Annotated in this window: 18 protein-coding genes and 1 pseudogene (1 of these 19 running past the window's edge); 16 read left to right on the top strand and 3 right to left on the bottom strand. The window is 70.6% G+C overall.

Annotated elements, in window-relative coordinates:
- The first annotated feature begins 39 nt into the window (after positions 1-39).
- The 3 genes from AC3WXD_RS07775 to AC3WXD_RS07765 all read left to right on the top strand — a co-directional run bounded on the left by AC3WXD_RS07775 (position 40) and on the right by AC3WXD_RS07765 (position 2,854).
- Positions 40-1,260, top strand: a complete 1,221-nt coding sequence (locus AC3WXD_RS07775) for a CaiB/BaiF CoA transferase family protein (protein WP_020206516.1) — start codon at positions 40-42, stop codon at positions 1,258-1,260.
- Between the two features lie 90 nt (positions 1,261-1,350).
- Positions 1,351-1,806 carry a DUF2214 family protein gene (locus tag AC3WXD_RS07770; protein WP_020206515.1) on the top strand — a complete coding sequence of 152 codons (456 nt, stop codon included), beginning with the start codon at positions 1,351-1,353 and terminating at the stop codon, positions 1,804-1,806.
- Between the two features lie 28 nt (positions 1,807-1,834).
- On the top strand, positions 1,835-2,854 hold the full coding sequence (locus AC3WXD_RS07765; RefSeq protein WP_370552790.1) for a tripartite tricarboxylate transporter substrate binding protein: 1,020 nt from the start codon (positions 1,835-1,837) through the stop codon (positions 2,852-2,854).
- 42 nt (positions 2,855-2,896) lie between these two features.
- Here AC3WXD_RS07765 and AC3WXD_RS07760 read toward each other — a convergent pair whose 3' ends face one another.
- Positions 2,897-4,639 (bottom strand): potassium/proton antiporter, encoded by a 1,743-nt coding sequence (locus AC3WXD_RS07760; protein ID WP_059411292.1) that lies wholly within the window; start codon positions 4,637-4,639, stop codon positions 2,897-2,899.
- 337 nt (positions 4,640-4,976) lie between these two features.
- Between AC3WXD_RS07760 and AC3WXD_RS07755 the strand changes: the two genes are divergently transcribed.
- Positions 4,977-5,438, top strand: coding sequence for a tripartite tricarboxylate transporter TctB family protein (locus tag AC3WXD_RS07755; protein ID WP_029044352.1), 462 nt, complete (start codon positions 4,977-4,979; stop codon positions 5,436-5,438).
- 12 nt (positions 5,439-5,450) lie between these two features.
- Entirely contained in the window at positions 5,451-6,953 is a 1,503-nt protein-coding gene (locus tag AC3WXD_RS07750; RefSeq protein WP_059411291.1) for a tripartite tricarboxylate transporter permease, read from the top strand.
- Between the two features lie 69 nt (positions 6,954-7,022).
- On the opposite strand, the gene AC3WXD_RS07745 is transcribed toward AC3WXD_RS07750, so the two are convergent.
- Entirely contained in the window at positions 7,023-7,925 is a 903-nt protein-coding gene (locus AC3WXD_RS07745) for a LysR family transcriptional regulator (RefSeq protein ID WP_492323469.1), read from the bottom strand.
- Between the two features lie 198 nt (positions 7,926-8,123).
- Between AC3WXD_RS07745 and AC3WXD_RS07740 the strand changes: the two genes are divergently transcribed.
- The 5 genes from AC3WXD_RS07740 (at position 8,124) to AC3WXD_RS07720 (ending at position 13,315) form a co-directional block, all read left to right on the top strand.
- Complete coding sequence (locus AC3WXD_RS07740) at positions 8,124-9,101, top strand: Bug family tripartite tricarboxylate transporter substrate binding protein (protein ID WP_020206906.1); 978 nt, start codon at positions 8,124-8,126, stop codon at positions 9,099-9,101.
- A gap of 61 nt (positions 9,102-9,162) precedes the next feature.
- Positions 9,163-10,788 carry a gamma-glutamyltransferase gene (gene ggt / locus AC3WXD_RS07735; protein WP_020206905.1) on the top strand — a complete coding sequence of 542 codons (1,626 nt, stop codon included), beginning with the start codon at positions 9,163-9,165 and terminating at the stop codon, positions 10,786-10,788.
- A 276-nt stretch (positions 10,789-11,064) separates the two neighbouring features.
- A complete protein-coding gene (locus AC3WXD_RS07730; RefSeq protein WP_059411289.1) occupies positions 11,065-11,925 on the top strand; it encodes a PhzF family phenazine biosynthesis protein in 861 nt (286 codons plus the stop codon).
- Between the two features lie 123 nt (positions 11,926-12,048).
- Positions 12,049-12,666 (top strand): pyridoxamine 5'-phosphate oxidase family protein, encoded by a 618-nt coding sequence (locus AC3WXD_RS07725; protein ID WP_020206903.1) that lies wholly within the window; start codon positions 12,049-12,051, stop codon positions 12,664-12,666.
- Between the two features lie 25 nt (positions 12,667-12,691).
- The gene (locus tag AC3WXD_RS07720) at positions 12,692-13,315 is read left to right on the top strand and encodes an FMN-binding negative transcriptional regulator (RefSeq protein WP_020206902.1); all 624 of its coding nucleotides are present in this window, start codon (positions 12,692-12,694) and stop codon (positions 13,313-13,315) included.
- Here AC3WXD_RS07720 and AC3WXD_RS07715 read toward each other — a convergent pair.
- Entirely contained in the window at positions 13,312-14,751 is a 1,440-nt protein-coding gene (locus AC3WXD_RS07715) for a CoA transferase (protein ID WP_492323468.1), read from the bottom strand. The genes AC3WXD_RS07720 and AC3WXD_RS07715 overlap by 4 nt on opposite strands.
- Positions 14,752-15,071: 320 nt before the next feature.
- On the opposite strand from AC3WXD_RS07715, the gene AC3WXD_RS07710 reads away from it, so the two are divergent.
- The 6 genes and pseudogenes from AC3WXD_RS07710 to AC3WXD_RS07685 all read left to right on the top strand — a co-directional run.
- Positions 15,072-16,847 carry a glutamine--tRNA ligase/YqeY domain fusion protein gene (locus AC3WXD_RS07710; protein ID WP_020204583.1) on the top strand — a complete coding sequence of 592 codons (1,776 nt, stop codon included), beginning with the start codon at positions 15,072-15,074 and terminating at the stop codon, positions 16,845-16,847.
- A gap of 4 nt (positions 16,848-16,851) precedes the next feature.
- The gene (locus tag AC3WXD_RS07705; RefSeq protein WP_006159028.1) at positions 16,852-17,070 is read left to right on the top strand and encodes an RNA-binding S4 domain-containing protein; all 219 of its coding nucleotides are present in this window, start codon (positions 16,852-16,854) and stop codon (positions 17,068-17,070) included.
- A 64-nt stretch (positions 17,071-17,134) separates the two neighbouring features.
- Positions 17,135-17,518 (top strand): MAPEG family protein, encoded by a 384-nt coding sequence (locus AC3WXD_RS07700; protein WP_020204584.1) that lies wholly within the window; start codon positions 17,135-17,137, stop codon positions 17,516-17,518.
- 45 nt (positions 17,519-17,563) lie between these two features.
- Entirely contained in the window at positions 17,564-18,160 is a 597-nt protein-coding gene (locus AC3WXD_RS07695; RefSeq protein ID WP_020204585.1) for a YceI family protein, read from the top strand.
- A 199-nt stretch (positions 18,161-18,359) separates the two neighbouring features.
- Positions 18,360-18,671: a hypothetical protein gene (locus tag AC3WXD_RS07690; RefSeq protein ID WP_020204586.1), complete on the top strand. Its 312-nt coding sequence runs from the start codon at positions 18,360-18,362 to the stop codon at positions 18,669-18,671.
- A gap of 233 nt (positions 18,672-18,904) precedes the next feature.
- A pseudogene (locus tag AC3WXD_RS07685) lies at positions 18,905-19,241 on the top strand (YaeQ family protein); it runs 310 nt beyond the window's last position.

Genomic DNA, 19,241 nt, shown 5'->3' with positions numbered 1-19,241 from the left:
CTTCTCCTGCCCACCCCTTCCGGAACCGCATCCAACCCAATGGGAGCCTTAAGCCACCTCCGCGTCCTCGACCTGACCCGCGTTCTCGCCGGGCCGTGGTGCGCCCAGAACCTTGCCGACTTCGGCGCCGACGTGATCAAGATCGAGCGCCCCGGCGCCGGCGACGACACCCGCACCTGGGGCCCGCCCTGGCTGCAGGACGCCGACGGCCGCGACACCGCCGAAGCCGCCTACTACCTGGCCGCCAACCGCAACAAGCGCTCCGTGACCTGCGACATCAGCACGCCGGAAGGCCAGGACGTGGTGCGCGCGCTGGCCGCGCAGAGCGACGTGGTGCTGGAGAACTACAAGGTCGGCCAGCTCAGGAAGTACGGCCTGGACTACGCGTCGCTCAAGGCGGTCAAGCCCGACCTGATCTACTGCTCCGTGACCGGCTTCGGCCAGACCGGCCCCTACGCGGCGCGCCCCGGCTACGACTTCATCATCCAGGGCATGGGCGGCTTCATGAGCCTGACCGGCGAGCGCGACGACCTGCCCGGCGGCGGCCCGCAGAAGGCCGGCGTGGCCATCTCCGACCTGATGACCGGCCAGTACGCCACCATCGCCGTGCTGGCGGCGCTGGCGCACCGCGAGCGCACCGGAGAGGGCCAGTACATCGACATGGCCCTGCTCGACGTGCAGGTCGCCATGCTGGCCAACATGAACACCAACTACCTGGCCAGCGGCGTGGCGCCCAGGCGCTGGGGCAATGCCCACCCGAACATCGTCCCCTACCAGACCTTCCAGGCCGCCGACGGCTGGATCATCGTGGCGGTGGGCAACGACGGCCAGTTCCGCAAGTTCGTCACCGCGGGCGGGCGGCCCGAACTGGCCGACGACGCGCGCTTCGCCACCAACCCGCAGCGCGTGGCCCAGCGCGACGTGCTGGTGCCGATCCTGGCCGAGATGGTCAGGCCGCGCACGCGCGCGCAGTGGATCCTGGACCTGGAAGCCGCCGGCGTGCCGTGCGGCCCGATCAACACCCTGGACGACGTGTTCGAGGATGCCCAGGTCAAGGCGCGCGGCCTGCGCGTGGACCTGCCGCACCCGAGCGCCGGCGAGGTCAAGCTGGTCGGCAGCCCGATCAAGATGAGCGCCACCCCGCCCGAGGCCGTGCGCCACCCGCCGCTGCTGGGCGAGCACACCGACGCCGTGCTGGCGGACATGCTCGGCTACGGCGCGGAGCAGATCGCCGCGCTGCGCGCGAAGGGCGTGCTGTGATGCGGCGGGCCGCGGCAAGCAAGCACGCGCAAGAGACCTGACCCGCGCGCGCCGCCGGCCGGCGCCTGCCCACCCACGAGAGGAGTTTGGATGCTGACCGACGCCCTGCTGGCCTTCCTGCACTTCACCTTCATCTTCCTGCTGATCGCGCTGATGACCGCCGAGGCGGTGGTGCTGCGCCCCGGCATCACGCCGGCCACGCTGCGGCGGCTGTCGATCTACGACCTGGTCTATTTCCTGTCCGCCGTGGCGGTGCTGGCCAGCGGCCTGCTGCGCCTGTTCTTCGGCGCCAAGGGCGTGCAGTTCTACCTGCACAACCCGTGGTTCCACGCCAAGATGACGGTGTTCGTGGTGATCGCGCTGTGCTCGCTGCCGCCCACCTTCGCCATCCGCCGCTGGCGCCTGCAGGCCGGCGCGCAGCCGGACTTCGTGCCCGACGCGGCGGACCTGAAGACGGCGCGCCGCTGGGTCATGATCGAGGCGCACCTGCTGATCCTGCTGCCGCTGTGCGCGGTCATGATGGCGCGCGGCATCGGCATGCGGTAAGCCACTTTCCTCCGTACCACGCCAACCCATGCGCTTTTCCCTGTTCAAGCAACGATGCGCCGCGGCGCTGCTGGCCGCCGGCGCCCTCGCCATCCCGGGCGCGATGCCGGCCGCGGCCGCGCCGGCCTATCCCGCCAAGCCGCTCAAGTTCGTCGTGCCCTACCCGGCGGGCGGTCCGCTCGACACCGTGGCGCGCGCCATCGGCGACAAGCTCAAGGACAGCCTGGGCCAGCCCGTGGTGGTGGAGAACCGTCCCGGCGCCGGCGGCAACCTCGGCGCCGACTACGTCGCCCGGCAGCCGGCCGACGGCTACACCATCGTGATGGGCGCGGTGGCCACGCATGCCATCAACCCGACGCTGTTCGCCAGGATGCCGTACGACCCGGTCAAGGACTTCAGCCCCGTCACGCTGGTGGCTGACGTGCCCAACGTGCTGGTGATGCACCCCGGCAAGGCCGCCGCCCTGCACATCACCAGCCTGCGCGAGCTGGTCGAATACGCGCGCAGGAATCCGGGCAAGCTGGACTACGCCTCGGGCGGCAACGGCAGCGCGGGCCACCTGTCGGGCGAGCTGTTCAAGAGCATGGCCCGCGTCAGCATGGTCCATATCCCGTACAACGGCGCCGCGCCGGCGCAGTTGTCGGTGCTGTCCGGCCAGACCGACATGATCTTCGACAACCTCGCCTCGGCCGCGGCCAACATCAAGGCCGGCAAGCTCAAGGCCTTCGCCGTGACCACCGCGGCGCGCGCGGCCGCCTTCCCGGAGCTGCCGACCATTGCCGAGGCCGGCAAGGGCCTGGGGCTGGAAGGCTTCGACATCTCCACGTGGTTCGGCGTGTTCGCGCCGGCCAATACGCCGCGCGAGATCGTCGAGCGGCTCAACCACGACATCGTGGCCATCCTCAAGACCGACGACATGAAGGCCCGCCTGGCGCGCATCGGCGCGCAGCCGGCGCCGGGCACGCCGGAGCAGTTCGGCGCGCTGGTGCAGCGCGAGCTCAGGAAGTACGCGCAGATCGTCAAGGCGTCCGGCGCCAAGGTGGACTAAGCGTGGGACTGAAGGTGGATTGAACGCGCCCGGGCGGCGCGCTCAGTCCTGCTGCGCCACCGCGCCGCGCGCCGCGCGCGGCAGCAGCAGCCCGACCTGGATGATGCGCGGGCCGTCCATGCGCGTCACGGTCAGCGCCAGGCCGCCGATCTCCACCGTATCCCCCTCCACCGGCGGCGACGTGAACGCCGCCTGCATGGCGGCCTCCAGCGTCATGGCCGCCTGCGCGGCGGTCAGGTCGCGCGTGCCGTACAGTCCCGCCACGTCGCGCAGCATGGCCTCGCCGCTCAGCAGGAAATCGTGGCTGGCCTTGCCCCAGGCCGGCGCCGGGGCCGGCTTGTGGAACAGCAGCGCGAGCGTCGGCACGCTGGTGCCCGGCGCCAGGATGGAAACCGCGTCGCCGGCGCGCAGCACGGTCTGCTCCGGCGCCGCCAGCGCCCGTTCGCGCACCACCGTGAGCAGGCGGCAGCGCGGCGGCAGTTCGAGCTGGTCGGCGCGCAGGTGCTCGGCCGGCGAGCCGGCCTGCACCGCGAACTGCATCACTTCGAGCGCCGGCGCATGCGTGCCGTGCAAGCGCGCGCGCGCCAGCGGCTCGGGGTAGGCCGGCCGCAGCACGCGGGCCAGGCGCGCCGCGAACTTCACCGTGGTGCCCTGGAGCAGCAGGCTGGCCAGCACCACCGCGAAGGCCACCCGGAACAGCAGGCCCGATTCGGGCAGGCCCTGCAGCAGCGGGAACAGCGCCAGCACGATCGGCACCGCGCCGCGCAGGCCCATCCACGCCACGAAGCCCTTCTCGCGCGCGCTGAAGCGGAACGGCAGCAGCGCCAGCCAGACCGCGGCCGGGCGCGCCACCAGCATCAGGAACACCGCCACCGCCGCGGCGGGCCCGGCCACTTCCCAGATCCGGTGCGGCGCCACCAGCAGGCCCAGCAGCAGGAACATCGCCGACTGCGACAGCCACGCCATGCCGTCCATCGCGCGCATGGTGTCGGCGCTGACCGCGCGGTCGCGGTTGCCGACCAGGATGCCGGTCAGGTAGACCGCCAGGAAGCCGCTGCCGCCGGCGCTCTGCACGATGGCGAACACCATCGCCCCGCCCGAGCACAGCAGGATGGCCTGCAGGCCCTCGGCCACGCGGATGCGCTCCATCACGTTGGCCAGGCAGTAGCCCAGCCCCGCGCCCAGCAGGCCGCCCACGCCGAACTGCACCACCAGCCGCCACGCCAGCGCGCCCGCGCTCAGGCCGGCCGGCGCGCCGATCCATTCGATCAGCGTGAGGGTCAGGAAGATCGCCATCGGGTCGTTGATGCCCGACTCGATCTCCAGCACGCTGGCCACGCGCTCCTTGAGGCGGATGCCGCTGGTATTGAGCAGCGAGAACACCGCGGCGGCGTCGGTGGAGCCGACGATGGCGCCCAGCAGCAGGCCCAGCTTCCAGTCGATCTCCAGCATCCAGGCCGCGAACAGCCCCACCGTGCCGGTGGTCACCAGCACGCCCACGGTGGCCAGCGACAGCGACGGCCGGAGCGCCACGCGGAACGTGGCCAGCCGCGTGCGCAGGCCGCCGTCGAGCAGGATCACCGCCAGCGCCAGGTTGCCGACCAGGAAACTCAGCCAGGTATTGGAAAAGCGGATGCCGCCCGGGCCGTCGACGCCGGCCAGCATGCCCACCGACAGGAAGACCAGCAGGAACGGCACGCCGAGGCGCGCCGAGAAGGCGCCCACCACAATGCCCAGGGACATCACGACGGCGCCGATCAGGATGACATGGTCGATGCTTTCCAAAGCGGCTTTCCTTTTTAGTGCGGTGCCGCATTGCCCACACGCCACGGACGGGCGCGCCACGGCAGGGGCAGCGGACGATGATAGCGCAGCGCCCCGATGGGCCTACCGCGCGGCCCCGCGCAAGGCCCGACGCGAGGCCCGCCGGCGCCCCTTCATATGTCTCCTAGGGAGATACCCGCAGATTGACCATTTCACAAGACATCCGAAAGGTAACTGAAAGGTATTCCCCTTACTTTCCTCCCTGCCTGTGGCAGCCCGGCTTTCGCCCATCGTTTTTGTGCGACGCAGCATGCGCCAGCCGCCCGGATTTCAAGCAGATATATCGAGGAGAATCATTTTGCGCATACGTAGCCAAAAGGACTTTGCCTCCGGCCTGATGTTCATCCTGGTCGGATTCGGCTTTTCCTGGGTCGCACGCGGCTATTCCATGGGGACCGCGGCAAAGATGGGACCGGGATACTTCCCGTTCTGGCTCGGCGTCGTGCTCGCCCTGCTGGGCGCGCTGGTGCTGTGGAGCTCGCTGTCTTCCAAGACGGAAGAGGACCAGCTGGCCCGCTGGGACATCAAGACGCTGCTGTGGATCCTGGGTTCGGTGGTGCTGTTCGGCCTGCTGCTCAAGCCGCTCGGCATGGTGCTGTCGGTGCTGGTGCTGGTGCTGGTGTCCTCGATGGCCAGCCATGAATTCAGCTGGAAGGGCGCGGTGCTCAACGCCATCGTGCTGGTGCTGATCAGCGTGGGCGCCTTCGTCTACGGCATCAATCTTCAGATGCCGGTGTGGCCGGCATTCTTGGCAGGTTAAGGAGACGGCCATATGGAACTAATCGCCAACCTGGGCCTGGGCTTCTCGACCGCCCTGACCCTGCAAAACCTCGCCTACGCCTTCCTCGGCTGCGTGCTGGGCACCCTGATCGGCGTGCTGCCGGGCCTGGGGCCACTGGCCACCATCGCCATGCTGCTGCCGGTGACCTACACGCTGCCGCCGGTGGCCGCGCTCATCATGCTCGCCGGCATCTACTACGGCGCGCAGTACGGCGGCTCCACCACCGCCATCCTGGTCAACCTGCCCGGTGAATCGTCGTCGGTGGTGACCACCATCGACGGCTACCAGATGGCGCGGCGAGGGCGAGCGGGGGTGGCGCTGGCCACCGCCGGCCTGGGCTCGTTCTTCGCCGGCTGCGTGGCCACCCTGATCCTGGCGGCGTTCGCCGCCCCGCTGTCGGAACTGGCGTTCAAGTTCGGTCCCGCCGAGTACTTCTCGCTGATGGTGCTGGGCCTGATCGGCGCCGTGGTGCTGGCTTCGGGCTCGCTGGTCAAGGCCATCGCCATGATCGTGCTGGGCCTGCTGCTCGGCCTGGTCGGCACCGACGTCAACTCGGGCGCGGCGCGCTTCTCGTTCGACGTGCCCGAACTCACCGACGGCCTGAACTTCGTCTCGGTGGCGATGGGCGTGTTCGGCTTCGCGGAGATCATCGCCAACCTCGAGCAGAAGGAAAACCGCGAGACCTTCACCGACCACATCACCAACCTGTTCCCGACCAAGGCCGACTTCAAGCGCATGATCCCGGCGGTGCTGCGCGGCACCGCGCTGGGCTCGGCGCTGGGCATCCTGCCCGGCGGCGGCGCGGCGCTGGCCTCGTTTGCGGCCTACTCGCTCGAGAAGAAGACCTCCAAGTTCTCGCACGAGTTCGGCAAGGGCGCCATCGAAGGCGTGGCCGGTCCCGAGTCGGCCAACAACGCCGCCGCGCAGACCTCCTTCATCCCGCTGCTGACGCTGGGCATCCCGCCCAACGCCGTGATGGCGCTGATGGTCGGCGCCATGACCATCCACAACATCCAGCCCGGCCCGCAGGTCATGACCAGCAACCCCGCGCTGTTCTGGGGCCTGATCGCCTCGATGTGGATCGGCAACTTCATGCTCATCATCCTGAACCTGCCGATGATCGGCATCTGGGTGAAGCTGCTCAAGGTGCCCTACCGCTACCTGTTCCCGGCCATCCTGACGTTCTGCTGCATCGGCGTGTACTCGGTCCAGAACACCACCTTCGACGTGTTCCAGACCGCGGCCTTCGGCGTGATCGGCTACCTGTTCATCAAGCTCAAGTGCGAGCCGGCGCCGCTGCTGCTGGGCTTCGTGCTGGGGCCGATGATGGAAGAGAACTTCCGCCGCTCCCTGCTGCTGTCGCGCGGCGACTTCACCGTGTTCGTGACGCGCCCGCTGTCGCTGGGCCTGCTGATCGCCGCCGCCGTGCTGGTGCTGATCGTAGCGCTGCCGTCGATCAAGAACAAGCGCGAGGAAGCGTTCCAGGAAGAATAAGCCGGCAACGGCGCGGCGGACCGCCGCAACCGCAAGACCTTCGAAAGGGTGCCGCGAGGCACCCTTTTTTCATGGCCGGGCCCCGGCCTCGCCGCCGAACGACGCCATGCACGCCTCGCGCACCACCGCCGTGACATGCCGGCGCGCGTGGTCGCGCCGCTCCAGCATGCCGACCGTGCGCAGCACCGGCGCGCCGCCGGCTTCCAGCGGCAGGATGCGCAGGGCTTCGTCGTCGCGCCAGCGCGCGCGCCGCAGCAGCGGCACCACGGTCACGCCGACTTCCTGGCGCACCAGCTCAACCAGCGCCTCGATCGAATTCAGCTCGAGGAATTCGTTGACGCGCAGATGGGCGCGGCGCAGCGCGCGCTCGACCAGCATGCCGGTGCGCTGACCGCGGTCGAAGCGCAGGAAGGGGTTGGCCGCGAGCGCTTCGCGCGCGCTGGCGCCGGGCATGCCGAGGCCGGCGATGGCCACCAGCGGCTCGCGGTAGAGCGGCGTCCACACCAGCGTGCCGGGCAGGCGGCCGGCGCCTTCCACCAGCATGGCGGCGTCGAGCTCGCCGGCTTCCACCTGCGCGGCCAGGTCGATCGACTTGGCGCCCACCAGGCGCACGTCCAGCGCGGGGTAGGCGCGCTTCATGCGCGCCACCACGTGCGACAGGCCGCCCATCACGGAGACCACGGCGCCCACCGCCACCGCGCCGGCCATCGCGTCGGGCGCCTCGGGCGGCAGCCGCATCTCGCCGTAGAGCGCCAGCATGCGGCGCGCCTGCGGCAGCAGCTCGCGCCCGCCGGCGTTGAGCACCACCACCCGGCCGCCGCGGTCGAACAGCTCGCGCCGCAGCTCCATCTCCAGCGCGCGCATCTGCAGGCTGACGGCGGCCTGCGTGAGCGCGACCTGCTCGGCGGCGGCGGCGAAGGAGCCGTGCTCGGCCACGGCGACGAAGGTACGCAGGAAACGGATGGTGCTCATGGAATGGGACCTCGGCAGGAGGCTTTCCCGCCACGCTGATACTTAAGAAAATCTTGAGACACAAGAAAGAAATATTAGCTTTCATTACGATGGGGCGCACGGAATAATGAAGCGACACATCACCGCCACATCGGCGGTGTAGCGCGCGCGGCCCCGCCGCGAGCCGCATCGCCTGCCTTCCCCGATCCGGAGATCATCATGAAACACTGGCTGCGCCTGCTGGGCACGAGCCTGGCCACGAGCCTGGCGCTGGGCGCCGTCCCGGCCTTCGCCGACACGTTCCCGAACAAGCCGATCCGCCTGATCGTGCCGTTCCCCGCCAGCGGCGCCACCGACCTGCTGGCGCGCGCGATCGCGCAGAAGGTGGGCAGCAACATCGGCCAGCAGATCGTGGTGGACAACCGTCCCGGCGCGGGCGGCGCGATCGGCTCCGACATGGCGGCCAAGGCGCCGGCCGACGGCTACACGCTGCTGATCGCCACCACCAGCACGCACTCGATCGGGCCGTACATCAACACCCACCTGCCCTACAACACCGAGACCGACTTCACGCCGATCGGCGAGGTGGCCATCGCCACCAACGTGCTGGTGGTGCCGAACGCCCTGCCGGTGAAGAACGTCAAGGAACTGATCGACTACGCCAAGAAGCATCCCGGCGAGCTGAACTACGCTTCGAGCGGCAACGGCACCGTGGTGCACCTGACCGCCGAGGCCTTCAAGGCGCAAGCCGGCGTGTTCATCACCCACATTCCGTACCGCGGCACCGCGCTGGCGGTGCCGGACCTGATCTCCAACAAGGTGCAGGTGCTGTTCGACAGCATCGTCTCGGGCCTGCCGCACGTGAAGGACGGCAAGCTCAAGGCGCTGGCCGTGACCAGCCTGAAGCGCTCGCCGCTGGCGCCGGAGATCCCCACCGCCAGCGAATCCGGCCTGCCCGGCTTCGAGTCCGACACGTGGTTCGGCATCTATGGCCCGAAGGGCATGCCGGCCGACCTCGTGAACCGCCTCAATGCCGAGTTCAACAAGGCCATCCAGGCGCAGGACGTCAAGGACCGCCTGGCCAAGCTGGGCGCCGAGCCGGTCGGCGGCACGCCGGCGCAGTTCGCCGCGATGGTCAGGAAGGACAGCGCGCGCTGGGGTAAGCTCATCAAGGACCGCAAGATCACCGTCGAATAAGAAAGACGCACAAGAAGCGGCGGCGCGCCCCTGCGCGCCACGCGAGCAACCGAGACAAGCCATGCAGAATTTCAACTGGACCAACCCCTATCCCTCCGTGCGCATCCCGCTGTTCGCGCGCAACGTGGTGTCCACCTCGCACCCGCTGGCGGCGCAGGCCGGCCTGCGCATGCTGCTCAAGGGCGGCAACGCGGTGGACGCGGCCATCGCCGCGGCGGCGGCCATCACCATCGTCGAGCCGGTCTCGTGCGGGCTGGGCAGCGACGCCTTCGCCATCCTGTGGGACGGCAAGGAGCTGCACGGCCTGAACGCCTCCGGCGTGGCGCCGGCGGCGTGGAACCCCGACTACTTCAAGAACAAGTACGGCGTGGACGCCAACGGCATCGCCAAGCGCCCGGTGCGCGGCTGGGACGCCGTCACCGTGCCGGGCGTGATCGCCGGCTGGGCCGCGCTGCACGAGCGCTTCGGCAAGCTGCCGTTCGCCGACCTGATGGAGCCCGCCATCGAGATCGCCGAGCGCGGCTACGCCGTGCCGCCGGTGGTGGCGCACAAGTGGGCCGCCGCGGTGCCCGAGCTGAAGGACCAGCCCGGCTACGCCGAGGCCTTCATGCCCAACGGCCGCGCGCCCGCCGTGGGCGAGAAGTTCACGCTCAAGGCCGCCGCCGACACGCTGCGCAAGATCGGCGCCACCAAGGGCCGCGCCTACTACGAAGGCGAGATCGCCGAGCGCATCGCCGCCTTCAGCAAGGAGTGCGGCGGCGCCATGACCGCCGCCGACCTGCGCGACTACAAGCCCGACTGGGTCAAGCCGATCAGCAAGTCCTACCGCGGCTACGAGATGCACGAGATCCCGCCCAACGGCCAGGGCATCGCCGCGCTGATGGCGCTGGGCATCCTCGACCAGTTCGACCTGGCCGCGCTGCCGGTGGATTCGGTCGAGTCGCAGCACCTGCAGATCGAGGCGATGAAGCTGGCCTTCGCCGACCTCTACCGCTACGTGGCCGACCCGCGCAGCATGGAAGTCACGCCCGAGCAGATGCTCGACGACGCCTACCTCAAGTCGCGCGCGAAGCTGATCGACATGCAGCGCGCCACGCATTTCGACTTCGGCATGCCCAAGGTGGGCGGCACCATCTACCTGAGCGCCGCCGACGAGAACGGCATGATGATCTCGTTCATCCAGTCGAACTACATGGGCTTCGGCTCCGGCGTGGTGGTGCCCGGCACCGGCATCAGCCTGCAGAACCGCGGCGTGGGCTTCTCGATGGACCCGAAATCCGCCAACGTGGTGGCCGGCGGCAAGCGCCCGTTCCACACCATCATCCCGGCCTTCCTGACCAGGGGCGGCCAGCCGGTCATGAGCTTCGGCGTGATGGGCGGCGACATGCAGCCGCAGGGCCACCTGCAGACCGTGGTGCGCATGGTGGACTACAACCAGCAGCCGCAGGCCGCCTGCTGCGCGCCGCGCTGGAAGGTCAACCGCGATTTCACGCTCGACGTGGAGGCCAGCATGGACCCGGCCGTGGTCGCCGGCCTCAAGGCGCGCGGCCATCAGCTCAAGTCGGTCGACGACCCGTACATGGACTTCGGCTCCGGCCAGTTCATCTGGCGCCTGTCGGACGACGCCGACCACGGCTACGTGGCCGCCAGCGACAGCCGGCGCGACGGGCAGGCTGTGGGGTTCTGAGGTTGCGCGGGTAGTGTTGGAGCATCCTGCAACAGCACACTTGCCGCCTGTTTGCTCCCCTCTCCCACGTCGTGGGAGAGGGGAGCAAACCTTTGGCAACCGGCGATACGTCGGCGACCCGGCTCCCGTCAACGGGACGCTTTCCTGCGCGCCGGCGCAATAGTGTCCGCAACTGGCCCGGCCGGCTTCGGCACGACTGTGCATGGCGTGCGCGCGCCGGCGCCGTAGACTGTGATGTCCGCCATCCACGGCCCGGCGCCCTCCTCCGGAAAATACATGACCACCTACGCCTACCGCCTGCTCAACGTGTTCGCCGAATCGACCTTCGGCGGCAACCCGCTGTGCGTGTTCGAAGACGCGCGCGGCCTCGACGACGCCACCATGCAGGCGCTCGCGCTGCAGTTCAACCTGTCCGAGACCACCTTCATCCTGCCCTCGGCGCAGGCCGCCGCCCAGGTGCGCATCTTCACGCCCGGCTACGAGATGCGCTTCGCCGGCCATCCCACGCTCGGCACCGCGCACGTGGTGCGCGAGCTGGCCGGCGCCGGCGATGCGTTCTCGCTCGAATTCAAGGCCGGGGTGGTACCGGTCACGGCGCAGGGCGACGTCTGGACCTTCACCGCGCCGCACGCCGGCGCGCCGCGCACCGCGCCGGCCGGGCTGCCGGACGCGCAGATGGCCGGCCTGCTCGGCCTGGGCGAGGCGGACCTGCTGGCGCCGCCGATGTGGGTCGATACCGGCGCCGACCAGTTGCTGGTGCCGCTGCGCAGCGTGGACGCCGTGCACCGCACCCAGCCCGACAGCAGCCGGCTCGAGGCATGGCCGCAGAGCAGCCTGGGCCGCAAGACCGCCTATGTGTTCGCCTTCGACCCCGCCCAGCCCGGGCGCGTGGTGTCGCGCTATTTCTTCACCAAGCAGGGTGGCGGCGTGGCGGAAGACCCGGGCACCGGCTCGGCCTGCGCCAACCTGGGCGGCTGGCTCATCGCCAGCGGCCGCGCGCTGCCGGCCAGCTACCGCATCGACCAGGGCGAGGCCGTGGGCCGGCCGTGCGCGCTGCACCTCGAGGTCACGGCCGCGCGGGCCATCCGCGTGGGCGGGCGCGTGATCGAGCTGGGCCGCGGCACGGTGACGCTCTAGCATGTGACGCCGCAGCATCCGGCGCGGCCGCCGCGCGCCGGCCAGGCGTGGACGGCGCCGGATTGCGGTACAGTCAGGTTTCCTCGCAAAAGAACCCCGCGCGCGCCGCCCGGCGCCCGAGCCATGAATCCCTACGCCATCACCACGCTGGCCGAGCTGGAGGCCCGCTACGGCGACGCCGGCGAAGCCTCGCTCGCCAAGGAAGTCGACTACCTGCATCCGCACTACCGCGCCTTCATCGAGGCCGCGCCGCTGTGCCTGCTGTCCACCGTGGGCGGCAAATACGCCGAGTGCTCGCCGCGCGGCGACGCGCCGGGCTTCGTGCAGGTGCTCGACGAGCGCACCCTGCTGCTGCCGGACCGCCGCGGCAACAATCGCATCGACAGCCTGCGCAACATCGTGGCCGATCCGCGCGTGGGCCTGCTGTTCGTGATCCCCGGCGTCAACGAGACCATCCGCGTGGCGGGCACCGCCACCATCTCGGTGGACCCGGCGCTGATCGCGCGCTGCGTGGTCGACGGCAAGGCGCCAGCCACGGTGCTGGTGATCGCCATCGAATCGGTGTTCTTCCAGTGCGCCCGCGCGCTGGTGCGCTCGAAGCTGTGGGCGCCCGAGACGCAGGTGGCGCGCGACCGCCTGCCGAGCAACGGCACCATCCTCGCCACGCTGACGCGCGACGCCATCGACGGCACCGCCTACGACGCGGCCCAGCCCGCCCGCATGCGGCAAACCCTGTATTGACGACTCACACTCCGGTCACGCCCACATGTACCTGCCTTCCCACTTTGCCAGCACCGAAGCCGACGCCATCGACGACGTCATGCGCGGCTACCCGTTCGCCACCCTGGCCGGCAACGACGCCGACGGCGTCCCCTTCGCCACCCACCTGCCGGTGGTGGCCGAGCGCACCGGCGACACCTGGCGCATCGAGGCACACATGGCGCGCGCCAATCCGCACTGGCGCTGGCTGGAGCAGACCCCGCGCGCGCTGCTGGTGTTCCAGGGCCCGCACGGCTACGTCTCGCCCGCGCTGTACGACCAGAAGCTGTCGGTGCCGACCTGGAACTACGTGGCGGTGCACGTCTACGCGGAAGTCACCACGCTCCACGACGCCGCCGACAAGGACGCGCTGCTCAAGCGCCTGATCGCGCAGCACGAGCCGGACTACGCCGCGCAGTGGCGCGGCCTGCCGGAGGACTTCCAGCAGAAGATGCTGGGCGCCATCGTCGGCCTGCGCATCGTGCCGACGCGCGTGGAGGCCAAGTTCAAGCTCAGCCAGAACCGGCCCGCCGCCGACCGCGAGCGCATCCTGGCCGCGCAGCGCGCCGGCACGCCGCTCGAGCGCGACATGGCGCAGTGGATGGCGCGCATGACCGGCGCGCAAGGCTAGGCGCGCGGCAGCCACGCGGGCGCGTGCGTGCCGAGCGGCACCGAAGGCAGCACCCAGCGCGCGGGCGTCTGCGACAGCCGCGCCGCGTGCGACACCACCGTCAGTTCGCCAAACCCGGACGGCATGGTCTCCAGCAGGTCCCGCACGTCCTCGAAGCGCTGCTCCGGCTGGCGCAGCCCGCCCTCGACGCGGCCCAGGCCGCGCAGCCACTGGCCGGTCTGCGCCAGCGACACGCGCACGTGCCAGCTGCCGCCCTCGGTGGCGCGGCGGTATAGCGCGGCCATCACGCCGAGCGCCAGCAGGTAGCCGGCGGCGTGGTCCAGCGCCTGGGCCGGCAGCGGCAGCGGTTCCGCGCTGCCAGCCGCCTGCGCCTCGGCATGGTTGAAGCCGGTCGCGGTCTGCACCAGCGAGTCGAAGCCGCGCCGGCCGGCCCACGGCCCCACGTGGCCGTAGGCGCTCAGCGTGGCATAGACGATGCCGGGCCGCGCGCGCGCGGCGGCTTCCGGCCCCACGCCGAGCTCGGCCAGCCCTTGCGGGCGGTAGCCCTGCACCAGCACGTCGGCGCCATGCAGCAGCTTGTGCAGGGCGCGCTTGTCGTCGGGGTCGCGCAGGTCGAGCTGGCAGGAACGCTTGCCGCGCCCGGTGTCGATCACCAGCGGCGCGATGAACGGCAGGTGCGCCGCCGTGACCAGCAGCACGTCGGCGCCGTGCGCGGCCAGCGTGCGCCCGGCCACCGGGCCGGCGATGATGCGGGTGAAGTCCAGCACGCGCACGCCGGCCAGCGGCCGGGCGCTCTCCGCCGGGAAAGCCGGCAAGGGCTGCGGCGGCGCCTCGCCGATGCGCTCGAGCACGAGCGGCGGCAGCCCGCGCAGGGCCTGCCCCTGCGGATGGCGGTCCCAGGCCTCGAAGCTGCGCAGGGCCGCCACCACGAGGCCGGCCTCGGCGGCGGCGGTCTCGAACGCCTCGGCCTCCCATTTCGACAGCGCCGCGCCGACCGCGGCCGGGTCGGGGCCGCAGCCGAGCAGGCGCAGCACGCCGTCGCGGTGATGCGGGAAATTGGTGTGCAGGCGCACCCAGCCGCCGTCGCCGCAGCGGTAGAGGCCGCCGGTCCGGTCGCGGAATTCCGGCGCCGGCGCGCCGTTCACGCGCAGGTAGCGCTCGCTGCGGAACTCGGCCGCGGCATGGCGCATGTCCACCGCGACCTGCTGCGCGCCGCCGCCGCGCAACTGCCACAAGGCCGCCGCGGCCAGCGCCGCGGCGCCGATGGCCGCCTGCGCCGCGGTGCCCACGGCGAACGAGGAAGGCAGCACCGGATCGGCGCCGGCAAGCCGCAGCGCATCCGGCGCGGCGGGCGGCAGCCCGGCGGCCTGCCAGAGCCCGGCCACGGCTTCCTGCGGGGTCGGGCGGGCGGCTGGAGTGACGGTCGAGGCGGGCATGGCGGCAAGGCTCCCGGAAAAGTGGATGGCGTTGACTCCATGCTAGGCCGAGCCGGACGTCTTGGGGACGTCTTGGGGACGTTTTAGGGCCGGTTCGAGGTCTCCCGGAGACCCCGTTTTGGGGTCTTTTGCCGTCTTTTGCCGCGCGCTCCGGCCGCCGCCCCCCATCCGCGCGCCGGGTTTCCACGATGCGCCGCGCAGGCACGGTAAAATCACGCGACCCGGCATTCCGCCATGCAATCGAGCAGCGCGGCGGGCCGCGCGCCGCTTCCCGGCGCGCAGGCCCGCGCCTGCTGACGTAACCGCCCTCCGGCGCAACCATGAGCCACGACCCCAAAGCCAACGACAGCACCCCCGCCGCATCCAATTTCCTGCGCAGCATCATCGACCAGGACAACAACGCCGGCACCTATGCCGGCCGCCAGGATGCGCAGGGCCAGCCGTTGCCCACCGTCATCACCCGCTTCCCGCCGGAGCCCAACGGCTACCTGCACATCGGCCACGCCAAGAGCATCTGCGTGAACTTCGGCCTGGCGCGCGACTACGGCGGCCGCTGCCATCTGCGCTTCGACGACACCAACCCGGTCAAGGAAGACACCGAATACGTCGATTCCATCATCGACGCGGTGCACTGGCTCGGCTTCAGCTGGGACGCCACCGGCGCCGACGGCAGCAAGCAGCCGCACCTGTACTACGCCAGCGACTACTTCGACCGGCTCTACGCGTTCGCCGAGAAGCTGATCGAGCGCGGCGTGGCCTACGTCGACAGCCAGAGCGCCGAGCAGATCGCCGCCAGCCGCGGCGACTTCTCGCGCCCGGGCACGCCTTCGCCGTACCGCGACCGCGCCGCGGCGGAGAACCTGCAGCTGTTCCGCGACATGCGCGACGGCAAGTACGCCGACGGCGAGCACGTGCTGCGCGCCAAGATCGACATGAGCGCGCCCAACATCGTGATGCGCGACCCGGTGATCTACCGCATCCGCCACGCCCATCACCACCGCACGGGCGACAAGTGGTGCATCTACCCGATGTACGACTTCACGCACTGCATCTCGGACGCGCTGGAGAACATCACCCACTCGCTGTGCACGCTGGAGTTCGAGAACAACCGCCCGCTCTACGACTGGGTGCTGGCCCAGCTGCGCGAATGCGGCGTGTTCCGCGACCCGCTGCCGCACCAGTACGAGTTCGCGCGCCTGAACCTGACCTACGCCATCACCAGCAAGCGCCGCCTGCTGCAGCTGGTCAACGAGCAGCGCGTGGACGGCTGGGACGACCCGCGCATGCCGACCATCGTGGGCGTGCGCCGGCGCGGCTACACGCCGGAATCGATCCAGACGTTCTGCGAGCGCATCGGCGTGGCCAAGTCCGACAGCTGGATCGACATGAGCACGCTCGAAGGCGCCGTGCGCGACGACCTCGACGCGCGCGCGCCGCGCAGCGTGGGCGTGCTGGACCCGCTCCGGCTGATCCTCGACAACTACCCCGAAGGCCAGAACGAGGAATGCTCGGCCCCGGTGCACCCGAAGCAGCCCGAGCTGGGCCGCCGCGTGTTCCCGCTCTCGCGCGAGCTGTGGATCGAGCGCGACGACTTCAGCGAAGCGCCGCCCAAGGGCTATTTCCGCCTGTTCGCGCCGAAGGACGGCAACCCGGGCAGCAAGGTGCGGCTGCGCTACGGCTACGTGATCGAATGCACGGGCGTGGACCGCGACGCCGACGGCAAGATCGTCGCCGTGCACGCGAACTACCTGCCGGACACCAAGAGCGGCACGCCGGGCGCGGACAGCGTCAAGGTCAAGGGCAACATCCACTGGGTCAGCGCGGCGCACGCCTACGAGGCCGAGGTGCGCCTGTACGACCGCCTGTTCAGCGACCCCAACCCGGATGCCGGCGGCAAGAATTTCCTCGATGCGCTGAACCCGGACTCCAAGAAGGTGGTCACAGCCTATCTGGAGCCGGGCCTGCAGCAGGCCGCCGCGGAGGACCGCTTCCAGTTCGAGCGCCACGGCTATTTCGTGGCCGACCGCGTCGATTCGAAGCCGGGCAAGCCGGTCTTCAACCGCATCGTCGGGCTCAAGGACAGCTGGGGCAAATAAGCGCATGCAGACCATCACCTTCCCGCTCGAGGGCGAGCACATCGCCCTCAACGACCTGCTCAAGGTGGCCGGCGTGTGCGACAGCGGCGGCGCCGGCAAGGCCCTGGTGGCGGCCGGCGAAGTCTCGGTCGACGGCGCCGTGGAATCGCGCAAGACCGCCAAGATCCGCGCCGGCCAGGTGGTCAGCGTGGCCGGCGTGAAGATCCGCGTGGTGGCCGCCTGAAGCGCGCCGCGCGGGGGCTTGCCTGGCGGGCCCCCGCGCGGGACATGACGACTGAGGAAATACGATGCCAATCGCATTCTGGTGCGTACTGCTGGCGGGCATCCTGCCCGTGACGACGGTGGCCATCGCCAAGGCCGGCGGGCGCGGCTTCGACAACCACGACCCGCGCGGCTGGCTGGAGCGGCAGGCCGGACGCGCGCGCCGCGCCGACCTGGCGCACCGCAACCACTTCGAGGCCTTTCCGTTCTTTGCCGCGGCGGTGCTGTCGGCCACCTACCTGCATGCGCCGGCGGCGCGCATCGACGAGCTGGCGCTGGTCTTCATCGCCGCGCGCGTGCTCTACACTGTGTGTTACCTGGCGGACCGCGCCACGCTGCGCACGCTGTGCTGGACCGTGGGCTTCCTCTCGGTGATCGGCATCTTCCTGCTGCCGGTGTTCGTCCACTAGCGCCGCCCGGCAACCGGCCGGTTCACCAGAGGAGAGGCCCGCGCCATGCCGAAGCTTCCCGCCTTCACGCGCGCGCTGTGCCTGCTGGCCGCGCTGCCCTGCGCGGCGCAGGCCGCCCCCGCCGACTACGCGGTCGATCCCACCCACACCGCGGTCTACTTCGCCGCCAGCCACTTCGAGCGCACCTCCGTGCGCGGGCGCTTCGGCAAGATCGACGGCCGCATCAGCTACGACGAAGCCACCGGCGCCGGCGGCATCGACTTCACGGTCAATGCCGATTCGGTCGACTCGGGCAACCGCACGCTCGACGGCATCCTGCAGTCGGCGCAGTTCCTCGACGCGCAGAACTTCCCCGTGGTGCGGCTGCGCGCCAGCCGCTTCATCCGCGACGGCGAGCGCCTGGCGGCGGTGGAAGGCGAGCTGACGCTGCACGGCGTCACCCAGCCGGTGCGGCTCGAGGCGCAGCGCTTCAGCTGCGGCGAGATCTCGCTGTTCGGCATCAGGCGCCACGTGTGCGGCGGCGACTTCCGCGCCGTGATCTCGCGCAGCGCGTTCGGCATGACGCGCTTCCTGCCCGACGTCGGCGACGCCGTGACGCTCTCGATCTCGGTGGAGGCCTCGCCCGGCAAGCCGGCCGAGTGATCCGCCGGGTGACAGGCGCGCCATTCGCGCCGCGCCGCTCGCCGCGCAACATCGCCGGATGTCGCCGGATGTCGCAGGATGTCGGCCAAGGGACACCTTGGCGCCCGCTTTCTTCTGTAAAATCAGCGGTTTGCGGTTTTTCGGCCGGCCCTTTCCTCCTGGCTTCCCGGCCCTTGCCTGAACGGGGACGATTGACAAGATGACGATGATCGACGTCGGCGACGTGGTGGCGGCCTCGCTGGCCGCGGCGGGCGCCTGCCTGGTGTGCAGCATTCCCGCGGCCTTCCTGCGCCGCTTTCCGGCGTGGGCGCTGCGCACCTACGGCCGGCGCGCGCTGCTGGCGCCGCTGCTGACGCTGGCGGTGGCAAGCTGGCTGGCTGGACTGGCCATGTCCGGGCAGATCGACACCCCGGCCGGCCATGCGATGGTGGTCGCGGCGGCCTTCCTGTGCCTGCAGCTGGCCGCGGCGCTGCTGCGTTTCTACCTCGGCGAATACCGCAAGACCCGCTGAGGCAAGCCCGTTTGAGGCAAAACGCCGCGAGCGCGCCCCGGCGCTGCGCGATCGGGGCCGGCGGCACGGCGATCGCGCCCGGCATCGCCGCGCGCGCCGTGGGAGCGGCCTGAGCGGCGCGCCCGCGGATTCACGTATCATGCGGCCTTTCGCCTTGCGCGCCACGCCGTGCGGCCCCGGTGCGCGGCGCCCGTGCACCACCCCTGCACCACCCCATTGCGCAGCAACCTCACATGGCTCTCAAATCCACCATCTACAAGGCCGAGCTTTCCGTGTCCGACATGGACCGGCCGTATTACGGCAGCCACGCGCTGACCATCGCCAAGCACCCGTCGGAAAACGACGCGCGCATGATGGTGCGCCTGCTGGCCTTCGCCTGCGAAGCCAGCGAAGCGCTCACCTTCACGCGCGGCCTGGACGAGCCCGACGAGCCGGACCTGTGGGAAAAGACCCTGACCGACGAGATCGAGCACTGGATCGAGCTGGGCCAGCCCGACGAGTCCCGCCTCAAGCGCGCCGGGGGGGGGGGGGGGGGGGGGGGGGGGGTGGGTGGGGTACAGGACGAAGATA

Source organism: Cupriavidus sp. FW216-B1, from assembly GCF_058789195.1.
The sequence above is the reverse complement of the archived record's forward strand: the minus strand, read 5'-3'. Positions and strand labels throughout refer to the sequence as shown.